General features: G+C 72.1%; 9 protein-coding genes. 4 read left to right on the top strand and 5 right to left on the bottom strand.

All coding sequences use genetic code 11. From position 1 onward, the window contains the following. A partial coding sequence (gene ileS / locus ACSNN7_RS27065; RefSeq protein ID WP_436683837.1) for an isoleucine--tRNA ligase occupies positions 1-2,380 on the bottom strand: 2,380 nt, incomplete at its 3' end. A gap of 390 nt (positions 2,381-2,770) precedes the next feature. On the opposite strand from ileS, the gene ACSNN7_RS27060 reads away from it, so the two are divergent. Continuing rightward, positions 2,771-3,211: a carboxymuconolactone decarboxylase family protein gene (locus tag ACSNN7_RS27060; protein ID WP_436683835.1), complete on the top strand. Its 441-nt coding sequence runs from the start codon at positions 2,771-2,773 to the stop codon at positions 3,209-3,211. A 79-nt stretch (positions 3,212-3,290) separates the two neighbouring features. After that, the gene (locus ACSNN7_RS27055) at positions 3,291-4,109 is read left to right on the top strand and encodes a hypothetical protein (RefSeq protein ID WP_436683833.1); all 819 of its coding nucleotides are present in this window, start codon (positions 3,291-3,293) and stop codon (positions 4,107-4,109) included. A 19-nt stretch (positions 4,110-4,128) separates the two neighbouring features. On the opposite strand, the gene ndk is transcribed toward ACSNN7_RS27055, so the two are convergent. Continuing rightward, complete coding sequence (ndk, locus tag ACSNN7_RS27050; RefSeq protein ID WP_334570161.1) at positions 4,129-4,554, bottom strand: nucleoside-diphosphate kinase; 426 nt, start codon at positions 4,552-4,554, stop codon at positions 4,129-4,131. 142 nt (positions 4,555-4,696) lie between these two features. Here ndk and ACSNN7_RS27045 point away from each other — a divergent pair, with 142 nt between their 5' ends. Continuing rightward, positions 4,697-5,965, top strand: a complete 1,269-nt coding sequence (locus tag ACSNN7_RS27045) for a VOC family protein (protein WP_436683831.1) — start codon at positions 4,697-4,699, stop codon at positions 5,963-5,965. A gap of 10 nt (positions 5,966-5,975) precedes the next feature. Here ACSNN7_RS27045 and ACSNN7_RS27040 read toward each other — a convergent pair whose 3' ends face one another. From ACSNN7_RS27040 to ACSNN7_RS27030, 3 genes are all read right to left on the bottom strand, one after another. After that, positions 5,976-6,368, bottom strand: a complete 393-nt coding sequence (locus ACSNN7_RS27040; protein WP_436683829.1) for a DUF4233 domain-containing protein — start codon at positions 6,366-6,368, stop codon at positions 5,976-5,978. Continuing rightward, positions 6,365-7,636 (bottom strand): bifunctional folylpolyglutamate synthase/dihydrofolate synthase, encoded by a 1,272-nt coding sequence (locus tag ACSNN7_RS27035; protein ID WP_436683839.1) that lies wholly within the window; start codon positions 7,634-7,636, stop codon positions 6,365-6,367. Before ACSNN7_RS27035 ends, ACSNN7_RS27040 begins: the two co-directional genes overlap by 4 nt. Before the next feature lie 68 nt (positions 7,637-7,704). Continuing rightward, positions 7,705-10,317: a valine--tRNA ligase gene (locus tag ACSNN7_RS27030; protein ID WP_436683827.1), complete on the bottom strand. Its 2,613-nt coding sequence runs from the start codon at positions 10,315-10,317 to the stop codon at positions 7,705-7,707. 69 nt (positions 10,318-10,386) lie between these two features. On the opposite strand from ACSNN7_RS27030, the gene ACSNN7_RS27025 reads away from it, so the two are divergent. Continuing rightward, positions 10,387-11,070 (top strand): hypothetical protein, encoded by a 684-nt coding sequence (locus ACSNN7_RS27025; RefSeq protein ID WP_436683825.1) that lies wholly within the window; start codon positions 10,387-10,389, stop codon positions 11,068-11,070. The last annotated feature ends 149 nt before the right edge of the window (positions 11,071-11,219 follow it).

The raw sequence follows: 11,219 nt of genomic DNA, 5'->3' as shown, positions 1-11,219 counted from the left end.
GCGGCGCCACCACCCGGCAGAGCGTCTCCAGCACCGTCCAGAGGGTGTCGAACGCCTCGGCGTCACCCGACCAGAACCGGTCCCGGGAGCGGCGCACGTACCAGTTGGTCAGTGCGTCCAGGTAGGACCGGACGGTGGCGCAGGCGCCGGAGATGTCGTACGCCTCCATCTGCCCCTGGACCGTCTCGACCAGCTCGTTCGTCTTCGCCAGCACGTACCGGTCGAGCAGGTGCGTCGAGTCGGTCCGGCGACGGGCGGTGTGGCCGTCGGCGTTGGCGTAGAGCGAGAAGAAGTACCAGACGTTCCAGAGCGGCAGCAGCACCTGCCGGACGGCGTCCCGGATGCCCGCCTCGGTGACCGCCATGTCACCGCCGCGCAGCACCGGCGAGGACATCAGCATCCAGCGCATCGCGTCCGAGCCGTACGCGTCGAAGACGTGGTAGACGTCCGGGTAGTTGCGCAGGCTCTTGGACATCTTGCGCCCGTCGGAGCCGAGCAGGATGCCGTGGCTGAGGCAGTTGCGGAACGCCGGCCGGTCGAACAGCGCGGTGGCCAGCACGTGCATGGTGTAGAACCAGCCGCGGGTCTGTCCGATGTACTCGACGATGAAGTCGCCCGGGTAGTGGTGCTCGAACCAGTCGCGGTTCTCGAACGGGTAGTGCACCTGGGCGAACGGCATCGAGCCGGACTCGAACCAGCAGTCGAGCACCTCCGGCACCCGGCGCATCATCGACCTGCCGGTCGGGTCGTCCGGGTTGGGGCGGACCAGCTCGTCCACCGCCGGCCGGTGCAGGTCGCTCAGGCGTACGCCGAAGTCCCGCTCGATGTCGGCCAGCGAGCCGTACACGTCCAGCCGCGGGTAGTTCGGGTCGTCGGACTTCCACACCGGGATCGGCGAGCCCCAGAACCGGTTCCGGCTGATCGACCAGTCGCGGGCGTTGGCCAGCCACTTGCCGAACGAGCCGTCCTTGATGTGCCCAGGTGTCCAGTTGATCTGCTGGTTGAGCTCGACCATCCGGTCCTTGAACTTGGTCACCGCGACGAACCAGGACGACACCGCCTTGTAGACCAGCGGGGTGTCGCAGCGCCAGCAGTGCGGGTACGAGTGGGTGTAGGTGTCCTGCTTGAGCACCACCCCCCGCTCCTTGAGCTCCCGGATCACCGGCTTGTTGACGTCGAAGACCTGCTCACCCTCAAACGGCGGGACCAGCGCGGTGAACCGGGTGTGGTCGTCCACGGTGACGATCGTCGGGATGCCGGCGGCGTTGCAGACGTTCTGGTCGTCCTCGCCGAAGGCCGGGGCCAGGTGGACGATCCCGGTGCCGTCCTCGGTGGTGACGAAGTCCGCGCCGAGCACCTGGTACGCGTTCGCACCGGCCTGCTCGACCAGGAAGTCGTAGAGCGGCGTGTAGCGGCGGCCGACCAGGGCCTTGCCGGTCACCCAACCGACCTGCTCGTACCCCTCCAGCTCCTTGGCGTACGCCCCGAGCCGGGACTCCCCGACCACGTACCGCTGACCGTCGCGCTCCAGCACCGCGTACCGGATGTCCGGGCCGACGGCGAGCGCCAGGTTGGACGGCAGGGTCCACGGCGTGGTGGTCCAGACGCCGAGCCGCACCGGCCCGCGCACCAGCTCCGGCGCGCTCTCGTCGGCGGTCAGCTCGAACCAGACGGTCAACGTCGGGTCGTGCCGGTCCCGGTAGGTGTCGTCCATCCGGGTCTCGGTGTTCGACAGCGGCGTCTCGCAGCGCCAGCAGTACGCCAGCACCCGGAAACCCTCGTAGATCAGACCCTTGTCGTGCAGGGTCTTGAAGGCCCACATGACGCTTTCCATGTAGTCCAGGTCGAGGGTCTTGTAGTCGTTGGCGAAGTCGACCCAGCGGGCCTGCCGGGTGACGTACCGCTCCCAGTCCTGGGTGAACTCCAGCACGGAGCTGCGGCAGGCCTCGTTGAACCGGGCCACGCCAAGGTCGATGATCTCCGCCTTGCTGGTGATGCCGAGCTGCTTCTCGGCCACCACCTCGGCGGGCAGGCCGTGGCAGTCCCAGCCGAAGCGCCGCTCGACGTGCCGGCCGCGCATGGTCTGGTAGCGCGGCACCACGTCCTTGACGTACCCGGTGAACAGGTGGCCGTAGTGCGGCAGGCCGTTGGCGAACGGCGGGCCGTCGTAGAAGACGTACTCGTTTCCGGCGTCGCCTGCGACGCCGTCATCGGCGGAGCCCGTCGGTTCCGGTTGCCGACCGGAGGTCGGCCTCGCTTCGACGGACGCCTCGAAGGTCTTGTCGGCCGTCCAGTGCTCCAGCACCCGGCGCTCGACCGCGGGCAGGTCCGGGCTCGCCGGGACACCGGCGGCGGTCGGGTCGTGCAACGGATAGGCCATCGGGGGTCGCTCTCCTCGCGCAAATCACTCGTCAGTGGTCTGCGAGGACGAGCCCTCCGGGTACGCCTCGACGGCGTCACCCGAGCGGCCCGCGGTACCACCCCGCTTGGCGGTCGAGGTGCGGCCGCCCGCTCGTTGGCCGGCTGTGACGGGCCGTCCCGTCCGGTTCTACTGGGCCGGTCACCCGGCTGTTCTTCCGGAGGCTCACCGGTGATGGCCGGGTCGTCGCCTGTGCCCCAAGCCTACTCGATCGGTGTCGAAGATCGCCCCCGAGTAATCCCACCGCCCCGGCGCCCCGCGACATGACCACCGTCACAGCGCGCTGCCGTCACATCGCCGCCACCGGCCCTCGTCGTACGGGGGTATCCGTACCTGCTGAGGGAGGCCGAGATGAGTCGGATCGACATGGCGAAGGTGGCGCCGGAGGCGTACCGGGCGGTGTTCGCGCTGGAGAAGTACGCCCAGGCGAACGTCGGCCACACCGTCCTGGAACTGGTGAAGCTGCGGGCGTCGATGCTCAACGGCTGCTCGTTCTGCGTCGACATGCACAGCCGGGACGCACTCGCCGCGGGCGAGGACAGCCGCCGGCTCTTCGCCGTCGCCGCCTGGCGGGAGGCGCCGTTCTTCGACGAGAAGGAGCGGACCGCGCTGGCGCTGACCGACGCGGTCACCCAGCTCGGCCAGCACGGCGTGCCGGACGAGGTGTGGGACGCCGCCGCCAAGGTGTGGTCGGAGAAGGAGCTGGCCGACCTGGTCATCGCGATCGCCACCATCAACGTGTGGAACCGGATCGCGGTGACCACCCAGGCGCAGCCGCCGCTGGAGGTCTGACCCACCGCCACACGGGGCCTTCCTCCCCCGCCGGATGTCCTAGAGTCGCTTGCGGACACGCCGACGGGGGAGGAAGCGCGTGCGTTCCCGATCGATCTCTGCGGCCCTGGTGGCGGCTCTCCTGCTCGCCGGCTGCGGCGAGGACCGGGCGGCGTCCCCGGCGACGGCCACCGCCGGCCCGTCCCCGAGCCGCTCGGCGGAACCGGTCCCGGAGCACGACCCCGAGGCGCTCGCCGGCGCGGTCCGCCGCGCCGCGGCCGGGCTGGGCACGGTCAAGCAGGTGACCCCGCCCGAGTACGAGCCCGGCGCCACGTCCACGGTGCAGCTGGCGCTCTGCGACACGCCCCGACCGCTCCAGGGCGCCTACGGCACCCCGGTCGACGTCAGGTCCTTCTTCTCCGTCGTCGCCGAGACCCGGCCGGCGGCGTACCGCTCGGGCGGGCAACGGGCCGAGGCCCTCGGCGAACTACGCGTAGCTGCGGTCCTGCCGGGCGCCCGGGGCGGCCCGGAGCGCTACTTCGACACACTCCGGGCGCAGAAGTGCACCGGGGGTGCGGTGCACATGGTCACCGTGCCCAGTCCCGGGACGATCGGGTACCGGTCCGCCAGCGGCGCGGCGAAGGCCGGCGGCGCCCCCGCGGCGGTGGCCACCGTCAGCGTCGACGCCGACGAGCTCGACGCGGGCGGCGTCTATCCCCTGCTCGGGCACGCCCGCGTGATCACCCGCCACCGCGGGTACCTGATCGAGGCGTCCGTGCTCTGCGCCCGTCCCGGCCGCCCCGGCGAGGGGCGGAAGACGACGGCGGAGGCCCGCAGCCGCGCGCTGGCGATGGCGGAGCGGACCGTCAAGGAACTGGACGCGCTCGCGCCACGGCCCACCCCGTCGGTCACCGGCTGAGCCCGCAGGCCGGGGCGGTTCAGCCCAGCTCGGGGAACCAGAGCCCGATCTCGCGCTTGGCGCTGTCGGTGGAGTCCGAGGCGTGCACGAGGTTCTCCCGGTTCGACAGGGAGAGGTCGCCACGGATGGTGCCGGCGGCGGCCTTACGGCCGTCGGTGGCGCCGATCATGCCGCGCACCACCTCGATCACCTGGTCGCCGGAGAGCACCAGGGCGACCAGCGGCCCACCGGTCATGAACGCCTTCAGCGGCGGGTAGAACGGCTTGTCGACGTGCTCGGCGTAGTGCTGGTCGGCGAAGTCCCCGTCCAGCGTCCGGGTCTCCATCGCGTCGATCCGCAGGCCCTTGCGCTCGAAGCGGGAGACGATCTCGCCGACCAGGCCGCGGCGGACCGCGTCGGGCTTGATCAGTACGAGGGTGCGCTCATCCGGGCTGCTGCTGGACACGCTGGGTTCCTCCTGTGCGCGGAAGACGGCCGGGCTGGGTACGGTCAGCCTAGCGACCCGGTCCCGGCGTCGGCGCGGCGGCTGCTCTTTCCAGCGGCCGCCGATCCCGCCTAGCCTGGCCCTGACCCCTGGGAGGTCCACTGTGGCGAATGGCGGGAACCGCACCATCGCGCCGGTACGCAAGCTGATCGCCGCGATCCTCGGCACCGTGGCGACCTTCGTGGTCCTGTTCGGGCTGGGCATGACCAGCTGGGCCATCGTGGCCCTCGGCGTGGCCCTGCTGGTGCTGGCGATCGCCCTGGCCACGGTGCGCGGCAGCGGACGCACCTGGGTGATCGGGGTGGGGCACGTGCACAGCGCCTCCGAGCCACCCACCCAGTACGCCTTCGGCCGCTGCGAGCTGCAACTGGTGATCGACGCGCCGGGCCTGCCGCCCCGCTCCAAGAAGATCATCGAGCCGCGGGTCCCGGTGGCGAAGTGGCCGTCGCTGGGCCAGACGCTGCCGATCCGGGTGGCCCTGGACGACCAGCGGCACGTCCGGGTGCTCTGGGACGAGGTGCCCACCCACGCCGAGAGCGCCGCCGCCGCCGACCTGCCGCCCGAGTACGCCGACGCCGAGCCGGTCGACGAGGTGCTGATCGTCCAGGAGGCCCCGCCGTGGGCCGGCCGGACGCCCGACGACGACTTCCACGACGACCTGCGCGACGAGTTCCGCGACCCGCCCCCCGCCGACCCGCTGCGCGCCGAACCGGTGGTGCTGACGGAGGAGCGCGAGCCGGTGGTGGTGCACCAGCGCCCCGGCGGCCCGGTCGTGCTCGAGGGCACCCTGGTCGAGCCGCCGCCGGCCGGCGGGCTGCCCCGCCGGGCGGCCACGCCGTCGCAGCGGCCGCCGGTGGACGAGCGCTTCGACGCCCCCCTCGTCGACCCGGTGGACGTGCCGCTGGACGACCCGGAACCACGGGACCGGATCGACCCGGACGAGCTGGACGAGGCGATCTTCGGCTTCGACCCGGCGGCCGACCCGGACGACGAGAGCGCCCCGATCAGCGGCGTCGGGCTGACCCTGCTCGTCACCGACCTGTCCCGCTCGCTGGAGTTCTACCGGTCGCTGGGCTTCGGCGAGATCGACCGGGGCGCCGGCAACGCGGTGCTCGCCTCCGGCGCCACCCGGCTGGTGCTGCGCGAGGTCACCGGCGCCGCCCCGATCAGCCGCCGGCTGGTGCACGTCAACCTGGAGGTGGACGACATCGACGCGGCCTACCGGCGGCTGAAGGACTCGGGCGTGAAGTTCACCTACGCGCCCCGGGTGGTCAACCGGGGCACGAAGCTGGAGGTCTGGGCGGCCGCCTTCCGCGACCCGGACGGCCACGGCATCGCGCTCACCCAGTGGCGGGAGCGCGCGGAGGCCTGAGGGCGCGTCGTCAGCCGAGGATGACCCGGCGGACGTGCAGGGCGTACGCCCAGACCAGGGCGAAGATGATCCCCAGCACCAGCAGCGACCAGTGCAGCAGCCCGGAGAGCAGCAGCAGGCCCTGCACGACCGTGCCGGCGTTCCAGGCCCAGGGCCGCCCCATCCGGCCCGCCAGCACCACGCAGGCGACGGCCAGCGCGACGATCACCCCGATGGCTGGCCCGCCCAGGTCCCCGCCGACCAGCCGGATGGGCTGGATCGCGAGCAGCAGCACCAACGCCTCCAGGGCCAGGGTCCCCGCGCCCAGGCCCCGCACCGCCTTCGCCGGGTTCCGCAGGCCGGACCGCCGCTCCCCCGGCGCCTCGGCGCCGGGCGTGGCGCGGTCCTCGTCGGGAGCGCTCACCGCTTGAGCAGCCGTCGGGCGTCGGCCACGGTCACCACCGAACCGGTGATCAGCACCCCGACCCCGGACAGCTCGCCCGGCACGTCGGACTCGGCCTCCGCGACGGCCGCCTCGATGGCGTCCGGCATCTCCTCGGCGACCTCGACCCGCTCCGGCCCGAACACCTCGCGCGCCAGCGCGGCCAACTGGTCGGCCGGCATCGCCCGGGGCGAGCTGTTGCGGGTCACGACCAGCGAGTCGAGCACCGGCTCCAGCAGCTCCAGCAGGCCCTCCGCGTCCTTGTCGTCCAGCACGCCGAGCACGCCGACCAGCTTTGAGAAGGCGAACTCCTCCTGCAGCGCGGTGACCGTGGCGGTCATGCCGTGCGGGTTGTGCGCCCCGTCCAGCAGGATCGTCGGGGCGGTACGCACCTTCTCCAGCCGGCCCGGCGAGCTGGCCGCGGCGAAGCCCTCCCGGACGGCCTCCACGTCGAGCTGCCGCTTCGTGCCGGCCCCCAGGAACGCCTCGACGGCGGCCAGCGCCACCGCGGCGTTCTGCGCCTGGTGCGCGCCGTGCAGCGGGACGAAAATTTCCTCGTACACCCCGCCGAGGCCCTGGATGGTCAGCACCTGCCCGCCGACGGCGACGGACCGGCGCAGCACCCCGAACTCGGTGCCCTCCCGGGCGATCGTCGCGCCGACCTCCACGCAGCGTTCCAGGATGGGCCGGGCCGCCTCGTCGTCCTGCGCCGCGCAGATCACCGTGGCGCCCGCGTGGATGATCCCGGCCTTGTGCAGGGCGATGTCCTCCAGGGTGTCGCCCAGCCACTCGGTGTGGTCCAGCCCGATCGGGGTCAGCACGGCCACGCCGGCCTGGAGCACGTTGGTGGCGTCCTCGGCCCCGCCGAGCCCCACCTCGACCACCGCGACGTCGACCGGCGCGTCGGCGAAGGTGGCGAAGGCCAGCGCGGTGGTCATGTCGAAGTAGGTCAGCGGCTCCGACGAGCGCTGGTCGACCAGTTCGGCCAGCGGCTTCACCTCGCGGTACGTCGCGACGAAGCGTTCCTCGCTGACCGGCTCCCCGTCCAGGCTGATCCGCTCCCGCACCGTCTCCAGGTGCGGGCTGGTGTAGCGGCCGGTGTGCAGGCCGAAGGCGCGCAGCAGCGAGTCGATCATCCGGGCCGTGGAGGTCTTGCCGTTGGTCCCGGTCAGGTGGATCGACGGGTACGCCCGCTGCGGGCTGCCGAGCAGGTCGAGCAGGGACTCGATGCGGTCCAGCTCGAAGACCATGCGGGTGAAGCCCCGCGCGGCCAGCTCGGCGTCGACGGCGGTGAACTCGGTGCGATCGGTGCGGTCGGTCACGAGGGAAGCGCCTCCAGAGCGGCGTCGATCCGGATCAGGTCGGCCTCGGCCACCGCCAGCCGGTCGCGAATCTTGGCGACCACCGGCTCGGGGGCCTTGCCGACGAAGGCGGGGTTGTCGAGCTTCGCCCGGGCCTGCGCGACCTCCTTCTCGGCCGCCGCGCGGTCCTTGGTGAGCCGGGCCCGCTCCGCGGCCACGTCGATCGAGCCGCGGGTGTCCAGCTCGACGCTGACCTCCCCGGGCATGGCGAGGGTGGCGCTGGCCTGGAAGTCGCCGGCGGGGGCGTCGAGCCGGACCAGCGAGCGGATCAGCGGCTCGTGCGCCGCGATCCCGGCCACCTGCAGGCCGTCCAGCCGGGCCGCGACCCGCTGCGTCGGGCGCAGCCCCTGGTCGGAACGGAACCGCCGGATCTCGGTCACCACCCGCTGGACGGTGCCGACCTCGCTCTCCGCGGCGTCGTCGACCCGGGTACGGTCGGCCACCGGCCAGGCGGCCGTCATCACCGTCTCGCCACCGGTGAGCGCGGTCCACAGCTCCTCGGTGACGAACGGGATGACCGGGTGCAGCAGCCGCAGCAGTTCGTCCAGCACGTGCCCGAGGACCCGTCGGGTGGCCTCGGCCGTCGGCCCGCCCTCGGCGAGCACCGGCTTGCTCAGCTCGACGTACCAGTCGCAGACGTCGTCCCAGGCGAAGTGGTACAGCAGGTCGCAGACCTTCGCGAACTCGTACGCCTCGAACTGGTCGTCCACCTCGGCGGTGACGTGCGCGAGCCGGGACAGGATCCACCGGTCGACCGTGGAGAGCTCCGTCGGCAGCGGCCCGTCGGTGTGCGCCCCGTTCAGCAGCGCGAACCGGGTGGCGTTCCAGAGCTTGTTGCAGAAGTTGCGGGAGCCCTGGCACCAGTCCTCGCTGACCGGCACGTCCCCGCCGGGGTTCGCGCCGCGGGCCAGGGTGAACCGGGTGGCGTCGGCGCCGTACCGGTCGATCCAGTCCAGCGGGTCGACCACGTTGCCGAACGACTTCGACATCTTCTTGCCGTGCTGGTCGCGGACCATGCCGTGCAGGGCCACCGTGTCGAAGGGCGGCCGGGCGTCCATCGCGTACAGGCCGAACATCATCATCCGGGCGACCCAGAAGAAGAGGATGTCGTACCCGGTGACCAGCACGCTGGTCGGGTAGAACTTCGCCAGGTCGGGGGTCTGCTCCGGCCAGCCCAGGGTGGAGAAGGGCCACAGGCCGCTGGAGAACCAGGTGTCCAGGACGTCCTCGTCCTGGCGCCAGCCCTCGCCCGTCGGCGGCTGCTCGTCCGGGCCGACGCAGACGATCTCGCCGTTCGGGCCGTACCAGACCGGGATGCGGTGGCCCCACCAGAGCTGGCGGGAGATGCACCAGTCGTGCATGTTGTCGACCCAGGCGAAGTAGCGCTTGGCCAGCTCCGCCGGCTCGATCTTCACCCGGCCGTCCCGCACCGCGTCTCCCGCGGCCTTGGCCAGTGGGGCGGTGTTGACGAACCACTGCAGCGACAGCCGCGGCTCCACCGTCGTACGGCAGCGCGAGCAGTGCCCGACCGCGTGCACGTACGGCCGCTTCTCGGCCACAATCCGCCCCTGCTCGCGCAGCGCGGCGACGATCGCCGGCCGGGCCTCGTACCGGTCCAGGCCCTGGAACGGGCCGTGGGCCGTGATGACGCCGCGCTCGTCCATGATCGTCAGCGAGGGCAGGTCGTGCCGCTGCCCGATCTCGAAGTCGTTGGGGTCGTGCGCCGGGGTCACCTTCACCATGCCGGTGCCGAAGCTCGGGTCGACGTGCTCGTCGGCCACGATCGGGATCCGCCGGTCGGTCAGCGGCACGGCCACCTCGGTGCCGATGAGGTGCTGGTAGCGCGGGTCGTCGGGATGCACGGCCACCGCGGTGTCGCCGAGCATGGTCTCGGCCCGGGTGGTGGCCACCACCACCTCGTCGCTGTACCGGATCGAGATGAGCTCACCCTCGTCGTCGGTGTGCTCCACCTCGATGTCGGAGAGGGCGGTCAGGCAGCGCGGGCACCAGTTGATGATCCGGTTTGCCCGGTAGATCAGCCCGTCGTCGTAGAGCTTCTTGAACATGGTCTGCACGGCGCGGGACAGGCCCTCGTCCATGGTGAAGCGCTCGCGGTCCCAGTCCACGGAGTCGCCGAGGCGGCGCATCTGGCCGAGGATCGCGCCGCCCGACTCGCCCTTCCACTGCCAGACCCGCTCGACGAACTTCTCCCGGCCCAGATCGTGCCGGGACAGGCCCTGGCCGGCGAGCTGCCGCTCGACGACGTTCTGGGTGGCGATCCCGGCGTGGTCCATGCCGGGCAGCCAGAGCGCCTCGTAACCCTGCATCCGCTTGCGCCGGATCAGCGCGTCCTGGACGGTGTGGTCCAGCGCGTGGCCCATGTGCAGGGAGCCGGTGACGTTCGGTGGCGGGATGACGATGGTGAAGGGGGGCTTGTCGCTCTCCGCCGACGCCCGGAAGTGGCCGGCGGCTACCCACTGCTCGTACCGTCGCTGCTCTACCTCGCCGGGCTGGTACTGGCCGGCAAGGGTCGGGGCGTCGGGGCGTCGGGCATCCAGTCTCTCGGTCACCCTGAAAGTCTACGGAGCGCTTCCGCGGACCTGACGTGCGCCACCTGTCATTCGCGTACGGTGGCGGACATGTCCGACGCACATCTCACCGAGCGTCAGCTCGACGAGGGGCCCGACCCGGTCGATCTGACCGACGAGCCGATCCAGCTGAGCCACCGCGACCCGGCGAGCGACACCGGCGGCGAGGCTCCGGCCTCCCGTCGCCGGCGGATCGTGCTGGGGGTGGCGCTCGCCGTCGGCCTGGCCGGCGCCACCGCCCTCGGTGTGGCGGGCTGGCGGGTGGCGCAGGAGAAGGACGCCCGGCTGGAGACCCCGGACCGGGTCGCCGGCCTGACCCGCGACGACTCGGAGCGGGCCCGCAGCACCGCCGACTACCTGCGCAGCGGCTTCGCCGCCGACATCGAGCTGGACCGCAGCTTCGGCACCGTCTACCGGGACCCGGCGGACGAGAGCCGCGCGGTGCTGCTCTTCGGCGGCACCACGCTGCTCTGGCAGCCGGAACGCGACCTGGACAGCCTCTTCGGGCTGATGGCCGACGAGACCGGCCGGGTGGCCGGGCTGCGCGAGGTGCCGGCCGGCAGGCTGGGCGGGGTGATGAAGTGCGGTACCACCAGCGGGGACGGGGGCGACTTCGCGATCTGCGGCTGGGCGGACCACGGCAGTGTCGCGATGGCGATGTTCCCGAGCCGCTCCGTCGACGAGGCCGCCGGCCTGTTCCGCCAGATCCGCGAGGGCGTCCAGACCCGGGACTGAGCCGTCGTCGCAAGGGCCGTGGCGTCGCTCGGCGCCGCGGCCCACTTTTTGGTACGGCTCTTTCGGGCCGTGGAAACACATCAGGGCCACCCCGATAGGGGTGGCCCTGATGTGAATGGTTGTCCGGCGGTGTCCTACTCTCCCACACC

Source organism: Micromonospora sp. URMC 105 (genome assembly GCF_051386295.1).
GTDB lineage: Bacteria > Actinomycetota > Actinomycetes > Mycobacteriales > Micromonosporaceae > Micromonospora.
The sequence above is the reverse complement of the archived record's forward strand: the minus strand, read 5'-3'. Positions and strand labels throughout refer to the sequence as shown.

Bases quoted from the DNA above. Each gene is read 5' to 3' on its own strand.
- ACSNN7_RS27035 (WP_436683839.1), bottom strand. From the start codon at position 7,636: ATGGTCTTCGAGCTGGACCGCATCGAGTCCCTGCTCGACCTGCTCGGC.
- ACSNN7_RS27025 (WP_436683825.1), top strand. From the start codon at position 10,387: ATGTCCGACGCACATCTCACCGAGCGTCAGCTCGACGAGGGGCCCGAC.
- ACSNN7_RS27060 (WP_436683835.1), top strand. From the start codon at position 2,771: ATGAGTCGGATCGACATGGCGAAGGTGGCGCCGGAGGCGTACCGGGCG.